The 16813-nt window shown below is 71.3% G+C and carries 7 protein-coding genes and 1 pseudogene; 6 read left to right on the plus strand and 2 right to left on the minus strand.

Features of this window, described 5'->3' with window-relative positions; translation table 11 throughout:
- Positions 1-2: 2 nt before the first annotated feature.
- The 6 genes from H4W30_RS16590 to H4W30_RS16615 are packed head-to-tail and all read left to right on the plus strand — an operon-like array spanning position 3 to position 6293.
- Positions 3-737, plus strand: a complete 735-nt coding sequence (locus H4W30_RS16590) for an indole-3-glycerol-phosphate synthase (RefSeq protein WP_318780622.1) — start codon at positions 3-5, stop codon at positions 735-737.
- The gene (locus tag H4W30_RS16595) at positions 725-1516 is read left to right on the plus strand and encodes a tryptophan synthase subunit alpha (RefSeq protein WP_192743622.1); all 792 of its coding nucleotides are present in this window, start codon (positions 725-727) and stop codon (positions 1514-1516) included. The genes H4W30_RS16590 and H4W30_RS16595 overlap by 13 nt, the downstream gene beginning before the upstream one ends.
- The gene (locus H4W30_RS16600; RefSeq protein WP_192743623.1) at positions 1516-3261 is read left to right on the plus strand and encodes an FAD-dependent monooxygenase; all 1746 of its coding nucleotides are present in this window, start codon (positions 1516-1518) and stop codon (positions 3259-3261) included. The genes H4W30_RS16595 and H4W30_RS16600 overlap by 1 nt, the downstream gene beginning before the upstream one ends.
- The gene (locus tag H4W30_RS16605; RefSeq protein ID WP_192743624.1) at positions 3258-4565 is read left to right on the plus strand and encodes a phenylacetate--CoA ligase family protein; all 1308 of its coding nucleotides are present in this window, start codon (positions 3258-3260) and stop codon (positions 4563-4565) included. The genes H4W30_RS16600 and H4W30_RS16605 overlap by 4 nt, the downstream gene beginning before the upstream one ends.
- The gene (locus H4W30_RS16610) at positions 4546-4782 is read left to right on the plus strand and encodes a DUF6052 family protein (RefSeq protein ID WP_192743625.1); all 237 of its coding nucleotides are present in this window, start codon (positions 4546-4548) and stop codon (positions 4780-4782) included. The genes H4W30_RS16605 and H4W30_RS16610 overlap by 20 nt, the downstream gene beginning before the upstream one ends.
- A complete protein-coding gene (locus H4W30_RS16615; RefSeq protein ID WP_192743626.1) occupies positions 4773-6293 on the plus strand; it encodes a benzoate-CoA ligase family protein in 1521 nt (506 codons plus the stop codon). Before H4W30_RS16610 ends, H4W30_RS16615 begins: the two co-directional genes overlap by 10 nt.
- Positions 6294-6377: 84 nt before the next feature.
- Here H4W30_RS16615 and H4W30_RS16620 read toward each other — a convergent pair.
- Positions 6378-10196: pseudogene (locus tag H4W30_RS16620) on the minus strand (type I polyketide synthase); the annotation flags it as partial.
- A 101-nt stretch (positions 10197-10297) separates the two neighbouring features.
- Positions 10298-16801 carry a type I polyketide synthase gene (locus H4W30_RS16625; protein ID WP_192743628.1) on the minus strand — a complete coding sequence of 2168 codons (6504 nt, stop codon included), beginning with the start codon at positions 16799-16801 and terminating at the stop codon, positions 10298-10300.
- Between the last annotated feature and the right edge of the window lie 12 nt (positions 16802-16813).

Below are 16813 nucleotides of genomic sequence, written 5' to 3' on the forward strand. Positions count from 1 at the left end.
TCGTGATCAGGAGGAACCAGGTGGACGGTCGGAGTTTGCAGGAGGTTCTCGACAACGCGCGCCTGGACGGCCGGGCCGCGTTGATGGCCGACGTCAAGTTCATCTCGCCACGCGACGGGCTGCTGCTACGCCCTGAGGACCTGGAGGGCTACCTCGCCGAACTGGTCGCGGGCGGGGTCGAGGCGGTGTCGACGCCGACGGACCCGGTGCACTTCGGCGGCGGGATCGAACTGGCCGCGCGTATTCGCGCCCTTTGCCCGCTTCCGTTGATGCGCAAGGAGTTCTTCAACGCCATCGAGCAGGTGGACGAATCGGCGGACGCCGGTTTCGACGCGGTGCAGCTTTCGGTCAACACCGTCGTCGAGCCCGGGCTGCTGGAGCGCATGATCGCCCGATCGGAACGCCTCGGCCTGGAAGTGGTCGTCGGGGCGCATGAGCCCGAGCACGTGGCGCGGGCGCTGGAACTCGGCGCGAAGACCATCGCCGTGAACAACCGGGACATCGTCGCGCTGGAACTCGACACCGGCACGGTGAGCCGGACCGAATCACTGCTTTCGGCCATCCCGCCGGAGGTCCGGGTCATCTCCGAGAGCGCGTTCCACACCCCCGAAGACGTCGTCCGGGCCGTGGCCGCCGGAGCGGACGCCGTACTGGTGGGCACGGCGCTGGCGCAGAGCCCCGACCCCGCCGGGCTGGCGAGGCGGCTGCGAGCGGGAACCGTCCGATGCCCCACGTAGGCGAGCGGTTCCGCGAAAGCCGGTCACGGGACGAGGCGCTCCTGGTGGTCTACCTGACCGTCGGTGATCCGATCGCCCCGTTCGAGGCACTCGCCAGGGCGGTGGTCGAAGCGGGCGCCGACGTCCTGGAACTCGGCATCCCCACCGAAGGCACCCGGCCACGCGGAGCCGAAGTGGCGCGCTCCTTCGAGCGGGCGGGCGACCTCCCGGCCGTCCGCTCGTGGGAGATGGTCGGGAAGCTGCGCGCGGCACTGCCGGAAACCCCGCTGCTGCAACTGGTGTACCCGGCCACGACCGCCGATCTCGGCGTCTCCCCGCTGCTGGCCGAGGCGGCCGCCGCGGGCCTGGACGGACTGGTGCTGACCGATCCGTCGAACGCGCCGTCCATCGGCCGGGTCCTCGACCGGGGGCTCAGCGCGATTCCCCTGATCACCTCGTCGACGGAACCCGCCCGGGCCGCCCGGCTGGAGGCCGAAGCCGACGTGCTGACCTACCGTTCCCTCGCGGCCCGGACCGGCGATCCGCTCACCCCGGCCGAGGCGGGACGGCTGACCGAGGCGGCGGCCGGTGGCGCGGGGCGGCCTTTCCTCGCCGGATTCGGTCTTCGTGACGAGGCCGGCGTCCGCGCGGTGGCGCGGCACGCGGCCGGAGTGGTCATCGGAAGCGAGCTCTACCGCGTGCTCGGCGCCACGGGCGGCGCGCCGCTCGACCGAGTACGCGACGCGGTCACGCGCTGGAAGGCGGCGACCGTCCGGACGAGTACCGAATCGAGGGCGTGATGCGAGTCGACATCATCGGGGCGGGGCCTGGCGGTCTCTTCCTCTCCACTCTGCTGAAGCGGCAAGGGATCGCGGACGAGGTGAACGTCTTCGAACGCAACGCCGAGGACGCCTCGGCGGGCTGGGGGCTGGTGTTCCCCGACGGCGCGCTGGCCGAACTCGGCGCGATCGCGCCGGACATCCACGAGGAGATCGTCTCGGCCGGGACCACCTGGACCCCCGTCGAGATCCGGTACCGCGGCACGGTCCGCCGGGTGGAAGGCAACCGTTTCCACGGCATCCCCCGCAATCAGGTGCAGACCGTGCTGCGCCGCGACGCCCGCCGTCTCGGCGTGAAGCTCCACTTCGGACACCCGACCCGGTCCATCGCCGAGCACGGCGAGGCCGATCTCGTGGTCGGCGCGGACGGCGTCGGCTCCGTGATCCGGTCCGAACTCGCCGAAACCTTCCGGCCCGTGTTCACCCCGTCGAAGTTCCATTTCGGCTGGTTCGGTGTCGAACTTCCGCTGCCCTATTTCACCTACGCCTTCGCCGAGACGGAATGGGGCCTCTTCCAGGGCTACTTCTATCCATCGGGCCAGGGCTGGTGCTCACTGATCCTCTACGTCTCGGACGACATCTGGCAGCGGTCCGGACTGTCCGAAATGGACTTGGCGGAATCCCTCCGGTTCTGCGAGACCGTGTTCGCGGAGCACCTCGACGGCAAGCCGATCCTGCCGCGTGACTCGGAATGGTCGCGGTTCCGGCTCCTCGAATGCGAGAACTGGCACACCGACGACGTCGTGCTGATCGGGGACGCGGCGCACACCGCGCACTGGTCCATCGGCTCCGGCACCCGGCTGGCGCTGGAAGACGCCATCGCGCTCGCCGGTGAGCTCAAGGAGCAGCCCGGCCGGATCTCCGAAGCGCTCGCGATGTACGAGAAGACCCGGCGGCCCAGGGTCGAGCAGTTCCAGAAGGCGTCCCTTCGCTCGGAACGCCATTTCGACCACGCGCACCGCTATCTCGGCTTCGAGCCGGTCCAGTTCGCCTATCAGCTGCTCGCCAGGTCGTGGCGGATCTCCCACGACGACATCGCCCGGCTGGACCCGCCGTTCGCGGCCGAGTTCAACGAGTGGTTCCACACGCGGGCGACCGGGGAACGAGTGCGGCCGTCGCCGTCGCCCGCGTTCACGCCGCTGAGCCTGGGGCCGCTCGAACTCGCGAACCGGATCGTGACGACCACCGGTGAACCCGGCGCGGGGCTGATCCTCGTCGACGGGACAGCGGGGATCCCGCCCGCACCGGTGGGTCCCGTCCCGGCGGCGGTCCGGCTCGCCGCCGCGGACGCCGGGCTGTCCGCGGCCGCGGCCGAACTGGGCTACCGGCTGCTGGTGCTCGACCTCGGGGACCGGCTCACCGCGACCGTGCCGCCCGCCGCCGAGCTTCGCGAAGCGAGTGCCTCGCTCCCGGTCGTGGCCGCGTTCGGCCTGGACGAGGAGACCTACACCGGGGACGGGCTGGAGGCGGCGATCGCGCTGGCCGCTTCGCTCAAGGAGTCCGGAGTGGACGGTCTGCTGCTCTCGGCCGCGGAGGCGGATCCGCTGTCCGCCGGGCGGGTCGTCCAGGTCTCCGACCTGATCCGCAACACCGCCGGCGTCGTGGTGATCGCCGACGACGGGCTGACGACGGTCGACGAGGCCGACACGACGGTCGCTTCCGCCCGCGCCGACCTGGTCGTCCTGAACACGGAGGAGACGGAATGAGCACCCCGGAGACCACGTTCTGGCAACCCGCCACCGAGACCATGTCGCGGGACCGGCTGGCCGCGTGGCAGTGGGTGAAGCTGCGGAAGGCCTTGGAACACGCCAGGACCAACTCGAAGTTCTGGGCGACGCGGATCCCGGACGGCCTCGAGTCGCTCGCCGACTTCCAAGAGCGGGTTCCCCTGCTGTACAAGAAGGATCTCGTCGCGGCGGAAGCCGTCGACCCGCCGTTCGGCATCCTGCCGTCCACCGATCCCGTGGCGGGCGTCCGGTTCCATCAGACCAGCGGCACCAGCGGCCACACACCACTGCGCACCTTCGACACCGCGCGGGACTGGGCGTGGGGCGTCGACATGTGGTGCGCCGCCTTGCACGCCGCGGGCGTCCGCCCCGGCCAGAAAGGCTGTGTGGCCTTCGGATACGGCCTGTTCATGGGGTTCTGGGGAATGCAGGACGCGCTGTCCAGGATGGGCTGCACCATCGTGCCCACCGGCTCGATGGATTCCGTCACCCGCGTCCGGTTGATCGTCGACCAGGGGATCGAGGTGCTCGGCTCCACCCCCACCTACGCGATGCGGCTGCTGGAAACCGCCGCCGAGCTGGGCATCGATCTGGCGACCGAGAGCAAGCTCCGGATCATCGTGACCGGCGCGGAACCGCGCTCCGCGGCCACGACCCGCACGCTGACCGAGGGGTTCGGCGCGCGGGTGTTCGATTTCGCCGGGATGACCGAACTCGGCACGGTCTTCATGTTCGAATGCCCGTCCCGGCCCGGCGCCTGCCACATCATCGAACCCGGTGTCGTCGAAGAGGTGCTCGACCCCGAGACCGGCCGCCCCGCCGGTTACGGGGAACGCGGCGTGCGCGTGATGACCGGTCTCGGCCGGGAAGGGATCCAGGTCTTCCGCTACTGGACGGACGACGTCGTGGTGAAACGCCCTTGGCACGACTGCCCGTGCGGTCGCACCTGGGACTTCTACGACGGCGGGATCCTCGGCCGCAGCGACGACATGCGCAAGATCCGCGGGATCTCGGTGACCCCGGTCCTCGTCGAGGACGTCGTGCGCGGTTTCGACGCGGTGGCGGAGTTCCAGACGGTGCTCCGCACGGACGGCGGTCTCGACAAGATGGTGCTGCGGATCGAGCCCCGCCCCGGCGCCGACCAGGCGGCCCTCGCCGCCGGAGTCCGCGACGCGGTCAAACGACTGATCGGACTGCAACCGGAAGTCCGGCTCGCCGCACCGGGCGAGCTCCCCCGATTCGAGGCGAAGGCGGCGAGATTCCATGACGAACGCGACCGGTGAACTCAGCGCCGAACACCGGCACGCGCTGATCGACACGTACCTGACCCTGCACGAACTCGCCACCGGCTGCGCCGTCCCCTCGGTGCGGGCGGCGGCGAGGGCGGCCGTCGCCGAGGTCCACGCCGCGCTCGACGGGCAGGCGATCGATTTCGAGTTCTATTCGCATCGATGGGTACCCGCTGATCCGACCGAGGGAGTACAGAAACGATGTCCCTGACCGGCTCCGACCAGAGCTTCAACGTCGCCGAACGCTTCCTCGACGGGCAGGACGGGCGACGGACGGCTCTGCTCACCCAGGACGGCCCGACGAGCTACGACGAACTCCGGGCACAGGTGAACCGGGCGGGCAACGCCCTGCGCGCGCTCGGGGCGGGCCGGGGCGACCGGGTCCTGATCGCCTTGCGCGACGGGGTGGAGTACGTGGCGACCTGGTTCGCGGCGCAGCGGATCGGCGCCGTCACCGTCGAGGTGTACAACTTCCTCGGCACCGGCGATTACCGCTACTACCTGGACTACCTGAAGCCGAAGGTGGTGGTCGCCGACGTCGGCACGGCGCCGAAGCTGCGGGAGGCCGGGGCGCGGGAGATCGTCGTCGTCGGCGCGGAGCCGGGCGAACTCGCGCCGGGGGAACACCATTTCGAGACGCTCGTGGCGAAGCTGCCCCCGGTGCTGGACGCCGTGCACGTCGACGGCGACGACGAGGCGATCTGGAAACTCACCAGTGGGAGCACGGGGAAACCGAAGGCCTGCCGGCTCACCGCCCGCAGCCCGTGGCTGAGCTTCCAGTGGTACGCGCGCACGGCGCTCGGCATCAGCGAGGACGACGTCGTGCTGCCGGTGCCGAAGCTGTTCTTCGGTTACGCGAGGGATCTCGTGGCGCTCTTCCCGCTCGGGGTCGGCGGGACCGGGATCCTGTTCCCGGAACGGTCCACCGCGGACACGATCTTCGACCTCGTCGAGCGGTACCGCCCGACGATCCTGGTCAACGTGCCCACCATGATGAAGGCGATGCTCGAGCATCCCGGCGCCGGCGGCAAGGATCTGAGCAGCCTGCGGTTCGTCACCTCGGCGGGCGAGCATCTGCCGCCCGATCTGCACCGGCGGTGGCTGGACACCTTCGGGGTCGAGGTCATCGACGGCATCGGCTCTTCGGAGGCCTATCACGGCTACATCACCAACCGGCCGGGCGAATCCCGGGTCGGCACGCTCGGCAAGGTCGTGCCCGGCTACCGGGCGCGGGTCGTCGACGACGGCGGGAAGGCCCTGCCCGACGGCGAGGTCGGCGTGTTGGAGGTGTCCGGCGAGCCGGTGGCGCTCGGCTATTACCGGTCGCCGGAGAAGTCGGCGGCCACCTTCCCCGCCGAGCACACCGTCCGGTCGGGTGACCTGTTCACCCGCGACGAGGACGGGTACTTCCACTACCGGGGACGGGCCGACGACCTGCTCAAGGTCGGCGGGGTGTGGGTGGCCCCGGTCGAGATCGAGAACTGTCTCGCGACGCATCCGGCGGTCGAAGCGTGCGCCGTCGTCGGCTACGAGGACGGCGGGCTCACCCGAAGCCGCGCGTACGTGGTCGTATCCGACCCTGTCGAAGCGGCCGAATTGCAGCGGTACGTGCGGGAACGGCTGGCGCCGTACAAGTACCCGCGCGACATCCGCTTCGTCGACGCCCTTCCCGAAACGCCTTCCGGGAAGGTGGACCGGGGCCGGCTGCGCGACGCCGCCTGAGCCGAAGGGGACTTCCCCGCGTCTCACGCCACGAAAGGGCCCTTCACCGCATCCCATGCGGTGAAGGGCCCTTTCGTCCGTTCGTCAGCGATCCCCGAAGAGCTCCGTCAGCCAGTCGTGCAGCGCGGCCGCCGCCGCGTCCGCGTGCTCGGTGAGCAGCGTGTAGTGGTTGCCGGGCAGATCGACGGTCCGCGCGCCGAGCGCGTCCGGGAACTGTTCGTCCGCGGTGAAGGCCGGCAGCCCCGGCAGGGATTCCGCGGCCCGCAGATGCAGGGTCGGCGTGCGGATCGGGACGGGCTCCCAGGTGTCGAACAGCGTGACGTACCGGCCCATCGCGCCGAGCTGGCTCGCCATCGAACCGGTTTTCCCGCCACCGAAGAGTTCCTGCCGCCCGGCCTGCTCGCGCATGAACCGCCCGCGTACCTCGTTCCGGTCCGAAGCGGGCAGGTAGATGTCCACGAGCACGACGGCGTCGGCGGGGCGGCCCTCCGCCTCCAGATACTCCGCGAAGGCCCGCGCGACCCAGCCGCCCGCCGAGTAACCGACCAGCACCAGCGGCCCGGTGCCGACATGTTCGTCGAGCGCGCGGCGCTGCGCTTCGAACAGGCTGGGCAGGTCGGGCGGCAGCGGCTGGCCGTCGGTGAACCCCGGCGGCCACATCGTCCACATGTCGCGTGGCCGTGGCATCGCGGGAGCGATGAACGAATACGCGGCGTCGGTGATCGGCGAGACCGGCGGCACCGCGCAGACCAGCGCGGGACCGCCCGAACCGACGGCCAGCCGCGAGATCCCCACCAGGGCGGCCGTGTCCGTCTCTTCGTCGAACGAAGCCCGCAGCAGTCCGGCCATCCTGGCCAGGCCCATCGCGTCGTGCGGTCGTCCCTGCCCGACTCCCCGCAGGTAAAGCGAAACCAGACTGTCCGAATCGGATTCGTCCGATGTGGACACAGCGGATCCGCTCTCGGGCACCTCGTCCGACAGGAACTCCGCCAGCTCCTCGACCGTCGGATAGTTGAGCACGTCGGTCAGCTGGAGGTCGACGCCGGTCGCGGCCGCGAGCCGGTTGCGCAACTCCACGGCGGTGAGCGATTCGAAACCGAGGTCGCGGAAGGTGTCGTCCAGCGGGACCTCACGCCCCCGCGGGTACTTCAGCACCGCGGCGACATGTCCGCGGACCAGCCGGACCAGCCGTTCCCGCCGCTCTTCCGGTGACAGCGCGGCCAGGCCGGTGTCCGGTTCGGCGTGCTCCTCCCCGGCCGTGCCGTCCCCGAACTCGGGCAGGACCGGATCGAGCCAGTACCGGTCACGCTGGAACCGGTAGGGCGGCAGATCCACCCGGCTCGCCCCGCTGCCCTCGAAAACGACCCGCCAGTCCACCTCGACCCCGGCGACGTGGGCTTCGGCGAGGGCGCGCAGGAAGCGGTCCGGACCGCCTTCGCCACGTTGCAGCGTCCCGAGCACGGAGGCGGTCGCGCCGCTCGTGTCCAGGGTCTCGCGCATCGCGCCGGCGAGCACCGGATGCGGGCTCACTTCGAGCAGCACCCGGTGACCGTCGCGCAGCAGCGCGGTGGTCACCTCGTCGAACCGGACCGTTTCCCGCAGGCTTCGGTACCAGTACCCGGCGTCCAGCGGTTCGCCGTCGAGCCACCGGCCCGTCCGGCCGGAGACGAACGGCAGCACCGGGTCGGCGGGCACCAGCGGCGCCAGTTCGTGCAGGACGGTGTCCCTGATCCGCTCGACATGAGCCGAATGCGACGCGTAGTCGACCGGGACGCGACGCGCTCGCACGCCTCGCTCCCCGCACTTTTCGAGCAGTTCCGTCAGCGCGGCCGGGGTACCGGAGACCACTGTGGACAGTGCGCCGTTGACCGCGGCGACAGTGAGCTCGCCCGGTATGCCGTCGATCAGTTCGGCCGTCGCTTCGGCGCCGAGAGCGACAGAGACCATCCCGCCGGTTCCCGACAGCGCCGTCAGCGCACGGCTGCGCAGCGCGGCCACGCGCATGGCGTCGGAAAGACTCAGGCCACCGGCGATCCAGGCCGCCGGGATCTCGCCCTGCGAGTGACCGGCGACGGCGGACGGCTCCACACCGTGCTGCCGCCAGAGCCGGGCGAGCGAGATCATCACGGCCGCCAGCACGGGCTGGACGACGTCGACGCGATCGAGTGACGGCGCGCCCTCGGCCTGGCGCAGGACGTCGACCAGGGACCAGTCGACGAACGGCGTCAACGCCTTCTCGCACTCGACGATCTGTTCGGCGAACACCGGTGAAGCGTCGAGCAGGCCCACCGCCATGCCTTGCCATTGCGCGCCCTGGCCCGGGCAGACGAACACCACACCGGCGTCCGGGATCGCGGTGCCTTCGACCACGAACGGCGACGGTTCCCCAGAGGCGAGCGCCGAAAGGCCGGAGACGAGTTCCTCGCGATCGGCGCCCAGCACCACCGCGCGGTGCCGGTGATGGGTTCGCGTCGTGGCGAGCGAATACGCGACGTCGGCCGGGTCCGCGTCACCGAGTTCGTCGAGCAGCTTCTTCGCCTGGGCCGCGACCCCGGCCGCCGTGGCCGCGGAAACCGCCCACGGCAGCAACGGCGGAGGAGCGCCGGCTCCGGCCGCCTCCGGTGACTCGCCCTGTTCGAGAATGAGATGCGCGTTCGTTCCGCTCATCCCGAACGACGAGACGGCGGCGCGGCGGGGGCGGCCGGTCTCCGGCCAGGGAACGGTTTCGGTGGTCAGGCCGATCCCGCCGCCTTCCCAGTCGACGTGCGGCGTGGGGCGGTCGAGATGCGGCAAGGGGGGCACGAGACCGTGACGCATCGCCATGAGCATCTTGAGCACGCCGGCGATCCCGGCGGCGGCCTGGGTGTGCCCGACGTTGGCCTTGGCCGAACCGACGAGCACCGGCTCGGCACGGCCCTTCCCGTAGGTGGCCTGCAGCGCCTGTGCCTCGATCGGATCGCCCAGTTTCGTGCCCGTGCCGTGGGCTTCGAGCACGTCGACGTCCTGTGTGGACAGTCCGGCGTCGGCGAGCGCGTCGGTGATCACCCGTTGCTGCGCCCGCCCGCTCGGCGCGGTGAGACCGTTGGAGGCCCCGTCCTGGTTGACCGCCGACCCCTTGAGCACGGCGAGCACCCGGTGCCCGTTGCGCCGCGCGTCGGAGAGCTTCTCCAGGACGACGATCCCGGCGCCTTCCGCCCAGGCGGTGCCGTCCGCGGCGGCGGCGAACGGTTTGCACCGGCCATCGGGTGCGAGGCCGCGCTGCTGGGAGAACTCGATGAACCGGATCGGGCTCGGGATGAGCGTCGCGCCCCCGGCGAGCGCGAGGTCGCATTCGCCGTTCCGCAGCGACCGGGCGGCCAGGTGCATCGCCACGAGCGAGGACGAACACGCCGTGTCCAGGGTGATCGCCGGGCCCTCGAAACCGAAGAGGTACGACACCCGCCCGGAGGCGACACTGGCCGCGTTGGCGATCGAGACCTGCCCGACCAGATCGACCGGTACCTCCTCCACCCGGGAGGCGTAATCGCCCCCGACCAGGCCGGTGAACACGCCGGTCCGGCTGCCGCGAAGCCGCGCCGGATCGACCCCGGCGGACTCGAGCGCGTGCCAGGAGACCTCCAGCAGCAGCCGGTGCTGTGGGTCCATCACCAGCGCTTCCCGCGGCGAGACGCCGAAGAATCCCGCGTCGAACTCCGTCGCCGATTCGATGAACCCGCCGTGGCGGACATACGACTTCCCCGGCGCCTCGGGGTCGGGATCGTAGATCTCCGCCAGGTTCCAGCCTCGATCGGCGGGGAACTCCGAGATCAGGTCCCGTCCCTCGACGAACACCTCCCACAGCTGTTCGACCGATTCGACCCCGCCCGGGAACCGGCAGCCGGCGCCCACGATCACCACCGGGTCGGCCTCGGCGTTTTCAAGGCGGCTCAACCGCTTCTTGGTCTCGTACAGCTCCGCCGTCACCCGCTTGAAGTACTCGACGAGCTTCGGGTCATCGGACATGGCTAGGCCCCCACGGTTTCGTCGTCGTCACTGGCACGGCCGAACTCCCGGTCGACGAAGTCGAACAATTCGTCGACGGAGGCGGACCGCAGCGTGTCCTCCGCGTCGCCGGAACTCTCGCCTTCCAGCTGCGTCAGCAGGGCTCGCACACGCGCGCTCAGCGTCGGGCGCACTTCGGCGTCCTCGTCCAGCTCGGCGACAGTTCGTTCCAAAGCGGTCAGCTGAGCAAGAGCGGGCGAAGGCGCCGGAGCGGCGGGAGCGCCGGAGCCGGCGATCTCCGTGCCGAGGTATCCGGCCAGGGCGTTCGCCGTCGGGTGGTCGAAGACGAGCGTCGGCGGCAACCTGAGGCCCGTGGCCGCGGTGAGCCGGTTGCGGAGCTCGACCGAGGTCAGGGAGTCGAAACCCAGTTCGCGGAAGGGGGTTTCGGTGGGCACCTCGTCGCCCGACGCGTAGCCGAGGACGGCCGCCAGGTGACTTCGCACGAGGGACACCAGCTGCCGTTCGCGCTGGGCCTCGGGCAGCGAACCCAACCTCCGGATGAGCGCGTCGGGTGACTCGGTGGGCGTGTCCTGGCGGCGACCGGCCGCCACCCGCCGGGCGGAGCCGCGGACGACGTCCCGAAGCAACGGCGGGATGCCGTCGCCCAGCCCGGAAATCGTGCCGAGGTCGAGCCCGAGCGGCGCGAGCAGCGCCCGGTCCGACTCCTGCGCCGCGTCCCAGAGCGCGAGGCCCTGCTTCGCGGTCAGCCCGCGGACACCGGTTCGCCCCATCCGGGCCCAGTCCGCCGCGCTGAGCCCGCCCGCCATCCCACCGCGTTCGGCGGAATCGTCGCCCGGCGCCCAGAGCCCCCAGGCGAGCGAGGTGCCGGGGAGTCCGGTGTCCCGCCGCCAGTTCATCAGCGCGTCGGCGAAGGAGTTCGCGGCGGCGTAGGCGCCCTGCCCCGCGGCCCCGAAGATGCCGGCCGCGGAGGAGAAGCAGACGAAAGCGGCGAGGTCGAGGTCCTTGGTGAGTTCGTGCAGATGCCAGGTCCCGTCGAGTTTCGGCCGGAGGGTGGCGTCGAGCTGCTCGCCGGTCAGCGTGGCGACGACGCCGTCCGCGAGCACCCCGGCCGCGTGTACGACCGCGGTGAGCGGGTGTTCCGGCGGCACGGCGGCCAGCGCGGCTTCGACGTCGCCCCGGTCGGCGACGTCACCCTTGACCACCGTGACCTCGGCACCGAGGCCGGACAGCTTCGCGATCAACTCTCCGACGCCGGGTGTGCCGTCGCCGCGGCGGCTGAGCAGCGTCAGGTGCCGCGCGCCCCGGCGTGCGAGGTGCTCGGCGATCAGGCCGCCGAGCCAGCCCGTGCCGCCGGTGACCAGGATCGTGCCGTCGGGTTCGGGTTCGCGCGGCACGGTGAGGACCACCTTGCCGACGTGCTTCGCCTGGCTGACGTGCCTGAGCGCCTCTCCCGCGCGCCGGAGGTCGTAAGCGCGGCGCGGCGGCAGGGTGAGCACGCCGCGGCCGAACAACGCGGAGACCTCGTCCAGCATCTCCCGGACCCGGTCTTCGCCCGCGGAGGCGACCAGGTCGTAGGAGTGGTAGCGGACGCCGGGATGGGCAGCGGCCACCGCTTCGGGATCGCGGACGTCGGCCTTCCCGATCTCCAGGAACCGTCCTCCCGGAGCGAGCAGGCGCAACGACGCCTCCAGGAACTCACCGGTCAGCGAATTCAGCACCACGTCGACGCCCCGGCCGCCGGTCGTCTCCCGGAACCGGGTTTCGAACTCGACCGTCCGCGAGGAAGCGATATGCGCGTCGTCCAGCCCGAGCCCCCGCAGCGTGTCCCACTTGCCTTCACTGGCCGTGGCGAACACCTCCGCCCCGAGATGCTTCGCGAGCTGGATCGCCGCGATGCCGACACCGCCCGCGCCCGAATGGATCAGCACGGACTCGCCCCGCCGGAGCCCGGCGAGATCGGTGAGGCCGTAGTACGCGGTGAGGAACGTGATCGGCACGGAAGCCGCGGCTTCGTACGACCAGTCCTGGGGAATCGGCGCGATCAGCCGGTGATCGGTGACCGCCACCGGCCCCATCGCGCCGGTGAACACGCCGAACACGGGGTCGCCGGGGCTGAGATCGGATACGCCGTCGCCTGTTTCCAGGACCACCCCGGCGGCTTCCGCTCCCGGTACCGCTTTCCCGGGATACATGCCGAGGGCGACCAGGACGTCGCGGAAGTTGACCCCCGCGGCCCGGATCCCGACCCGGACGTCCAGCGGCCCGAGCGGTCCGAGCACCTCCGGACAAGGCAGGAGCGCCAGGTTGTCCAGCGTGCCGTGCCCGGTGCTGTCGAGGCGCCAGGCCGGTTCCGCCGGGACCGGCAGGAGCCCGTCCGCCGCGACCGGATGCAGCCGCGGGATCAGGGCCGTCCCGGCCCGCACGGCGATCTGCGCTTCGCTGGTCGCGAGCGCGACAGGGATCGCGTCGTCGATCGGTCCGTCGGTGTCGAGCAGCACGATCCGGCCTGGATGCTCCGCTTGGGCCGACCGCGCGACGCCCCAGATCCCGGCGATCGTCAGATCGATCCGGTCCCCGGCCACCGCGGCGACGGCCCCTCGGGTGGAAAGCACCAGTTTCGCGTCGGCGAACCGCTCCTCGGCGAGCCAGGCGCGCAGCACTTCGGTCACCTCCGTCAGCGCCTCCCTGGCCGACGGCACCACCGAACCGTCCTTTGTGGACACCGGGACGACCACGGTCTCCGGGACCGGACCGCCCGCGGCGATCAGCGCGGCGAGCCCGGCGGATCCCGAATCGAGCAGGACATGCCCGCCGGCACCCGCCGCGGCCGGTCCGCGTGCGGGTACCCAGTCCAGCCCGTACAAGGAATCGTCCACGTCCGGCGCCCCGAGGGCCGACCGTTCGGCGACCGGCCGCCACGCGAGGTTCTCGATCGTGGCCACCGGCGCGCCCGCGCCGTCGGCGAGGGTCAGCGCCACATGCCCGTCGGCGCCGGTGACCCGCACCCGCAGCATCGACGCCCCCGCCGCGTGCAGGGTCAGCCCGGACCAGGCGAACGGCATGCTGCCGGAGCCCTGGTTGATCGAATCCAGGAACGGGCCGAGCCCGACGGCCTGGAGCGCGGCGTCGAGCAGGGCCGGATGCAGGCCGTACCCGTCGGTCAGCGACCGGTCCCCGGGCAGCTCGATCTCCGCGAACAGCTCCGCGTCCCCGCGCAGCCAGACTTTCCGCAGACCGCGGAACACCCCTTCGTACCCGAACGCCAGCACGACCTCCGGGTCGTCGTAATAGCCGCCATCGAAAGGAATCGGCTCCGCACCCGCGGGAGGCCATTCGGTCAGCCCGTCGCCGGCGGGCGCGGTGCGCGCCCCCAGGAGCCCGCCGGCGTGGGAACGCCAGCCTCCGACGTCGGCGCCGTCGGGCCGGGAGAACACCCGGACCGGACGGCTGCCGGAGTCCAGCGGTTCACCGACCAGCACCTGGATCCGCACCCCGCCCTCGTCCGGCAGGGTCAGCGGGGTCTCCATCGTGAGCTCTTCGATCACGTCGCAGCCGACCTGTTCGCCGGCGGACAGCGCGAGTTCCACGAACGCCGTGCCCGGCAGGATCACCGTGTCGTGGGCGCGGTGGCCGGCCAGCCAGGGCTGTGCCCGCAACGAGATCCGGCCGGTGAGCACGACACCGCCGCCGTCGGCGAGGGTCAGCGCGGCACCCAGCAGCGGATGCCCCGACGGGAGCAGACCTGCCGCCTGGACGTCGGCGGTGTCCGCGTCCGGCGCGATCCAGTAGTGCTCGCGCTGGAAGGCGTAGGTCGGCAGTTCGACGGGCGAGGACGCGACGGGAGGGAGGACCGCCGCCCAATCCACCGGCACCCCTCGGGCATGCAGCGCGCCTACCGCCCGCAGGACGGCTTCGGCCTCGTCACGGTCGGTGCGCACGGCCGGGATGGCGACCATTCCGGGTTCACCGCCGGCGGGCACCATCGCGGAGAGGACCGCGGCCGGGCCGAGCTCAAGCAGGGTGGTGATCTTCGCTTCCCGCAGGGTGGCCAGGCCGTCGTGGAACCGGACGGCCGCTCTCGCGTGCTCGACCCAGTACCGGGGAGACGCCAGCAGCTCCGCCGTCGCCGGTTCCCCGGTCACGTCGGACACGATCGGGATGGACGGCGGATGGTAGGTGAGTTCGCCGAGCAGGGCTTCGAATTCGGCGAGCATCGGCTCCATCCGCGGAGAATGGAAGGCGTGGCTGACGCGGAGCCGCTTGGTCCGGCGCCCACGGCCTTCCCAAAGCCGTTCGAGACCGGCCAGCGCGTCCTCGTCCCCGGACAGCACCACGGACTCCGCGGTGTTGATCGCCGCGATCGAGACCCGGTCTTCGAGACCGGCCAGGTCGGGCAGCACCTCCGCTTCGGTCGCGTCCACCGAGACCATCGCCCCGCCCTCGGGCAACGCCTGCATCAGGCGTCCCCTGGCGGCGATCACCCGGCAGGCGTCGGGCAGGGACCAGACCCCGGCGACGTGCGCGGCGGCGATCTCGCCGACCGAATGCCCGAGCAGCTGATCCGGGCGCACCCCCCACGACTCGACGAGCCGGAACAAGGCGACTTCGAAGGCGAACAACGCGGGCTGGGTGAATTCGGTGCGGTACAGCAGTTCCGCTTCCGCCGAGCCGGTTTCGGCGAACATGATCTCGCGCAGCGGCCGGGGAAGGTGCTTGTCGAGTTCGGCGCAGACGGCGTCGAGCGCGGCGGCGAACACGGGGTACTCGGCCGCGAGCCGGTGTCCCATCCCCGGCCGCTGCGCGCCTTGCCCGGTGAACAAGAAGGCGAGTGAACCGTTGCCGGTCACGTCTTCGACGACAGCGCCGTTCGTGGTGCCGTCCGCGTAGGCCTTCAGCGCGACGGCGAAGTCTTCGGCGGTCCTGCCGAACGCCACCGCCCGGTGCCGGAAACCGACCCTCGTGCTGGTCAGCGCGCCCGCGATGTCGGCGGGAGCGTGGTTTTCGGCGAAGGACGCCAGCCTGGCCGCCTGGCCACGCAGCGCCGCCCCGGTCTTGGCCGAGATCACCCACGGCAGCACCGGAAGCGACCCGGTCGCCGCCACCGGGGCCGCCTCCTCGGCGGGCGCCTCCTCGATCAGCAGATGGGCGTTCGTGCCGCTGATGCCGAAGGAGGACACACCACCTCGCCGCGGTGTCGTCGTTTCCGGCCACGGCACCGGTTCGGTGAGCAGTTCGACCGCACCCTTCGTCCAGTCCACTTTGGACGAGGGAGCGTCGACGTGCAGGGTCTTGGGCAGTTCACCGTGCCGCATGGCCATGATCAGCTTGATCGCGCCGGCGACCCCCGCCGCGCCCTGGGTGTGCCCGATGTTCGACTTCAGTGAACCGAGCCGCAGCGGACGCTCCGGCGACCGGTCCTTGCCGTAGGTCGCGATCAGCGCGTTCGCCTCGATCGGATCGCCGAGGGTGGTGCCGGTGCCATGCGCGTCCACCACGTCGACGTCCTGTGTGGACAGTCCGGCGTCGGCGAGCGCGGCCCGGATCACCCGCTGCTGCGCGGGCCCGCTCGGCGCGGAGAGACCATTGCTCGTCCCGTCCTGGTTCACCGCGGAACCCCGCAGCAGCGCCAGCACCGGATGCCCGGCGCGACGCGCGTCGGACAGTCGTTCGAGCAGGAGGAGACCGGCGCCCTCGGCCCAGATCGCCCCGTCCGCCCCGTCGGCGAAGGATTTGCACCTGGCGTCGATCGAGGTCACGCCCTGGCCGCAGAACTCGGTGAAGGTGTCCGGCGTGGCCATCACGGTGATCCCGCCGGCCAGCGCCATCCCGCACGCGCCCTCGCGCAGCGCGCGAATGGCTTCGTGGATCGCCACCAGCGAAGAGGAACAGGCGGTGTCGACGGTCACCGCCGGCCCTTCCAACCCGAAGCAGTAGGAGATCCGCCCCGAGATGACACTCGAACTGTTCCCGGTGATGCCGTGCGGGGAGTACTCCTTCGAGCCCTTCCACACCAGCTCGTAGTCGTTCCCGGTGGAGCCGACGTAGACCCCGGTCCGGCTGCCGCGCAGTTCGTCCGGATCGATCCCGGCGGACTCCAGCGTCGCCCACGCGACCTCCAGCAGCACTCGCTGCTGCGGGTCCATCACGAGCGCTTCCCGAGGGGAGATGCCGAAGAAGCCGGCGTCGAAAAGCGCGGCGTCGTGCAGGAAACCGCCCTCGCGGACGTAGGAGCGACCGGATCTCCCCGCGTCCGGGTCCGGGTCGTAGAGCTCGTCGAGATCCCAGTGCCGGTCGTTCGGGAACGGCGTGATCGCGTCGCCCCCGTCGCGGACCAGGTCCCACAGCCCGGCCGGGGAGTCGATGCCGCCGGGAAGGCGGCAGCCCATCCCCACGACGGCGATGGGCTCGTGCGCACGGCCCTCCACCTCGCGAAGCCTGTCCTGGGTACGCCGCAGTTCGGCCGTGACCTTCTTCAGGTACTGGCGGGTCTTGTCCTCTGTAGACATCAAAGCTCCAGT

The sequence above is a fragment of the Amycolatopsis roodepoortensis genome (assembly GCF_014873915.1).
GTDB lineage: Bacteria > Actinomycetota > Actinomycetes > Mycobacteriales > Pseudonocardiaceae > Amycolatopsis > Amycolatopsis roodepoortensis.

Bases quoted from the DNA above. Each gene is read 5' to 3' on its own strand.
- H4W30_RS16605 (WP_192743624.1), top strand. From the start codon at position 3,258: ATGAGCACCCCGGAGACCACGTTCTGGCAACCCGCCACCGAGACCATG.
- H4W30_RS16610 (WP_192743625.1), top strand. From the start codon at position 4,546: ATGACGAACGCGACCGGTGAACTCAGCGCCGAACACCGGCACGCGCTG.
- H4W30_RS16615 (WP_192743626.1), top strand. From the start codon at position 4,773: ATGTCCCTGACCGGCTCCGACCAGAGCTTCAACGTCGCCGAACGCTTC.
- H4W30_RS16595 (WP_192743622.1), top strand. From the start codon at position 725: ATGCCCCACGTAGGCGAGCGGTTCCGCGAAAGCCGGTCACGGGACGAG.
- H4W30_RS16625 (WP_192743628.1), bottom strand. From the start codon at position 16,801: ATGTCTACAGAGGACAAGACCCGCCAGTACCTGAAGAAGGTCACGGCC.
- H4W30_RS16600 (WP_192743623.1), top strand. From the start codon at position 1,516: ATGCGAGTCGACATCATCGGGGCGGGGCCTGGCGGTCTCTTCCTCTCC.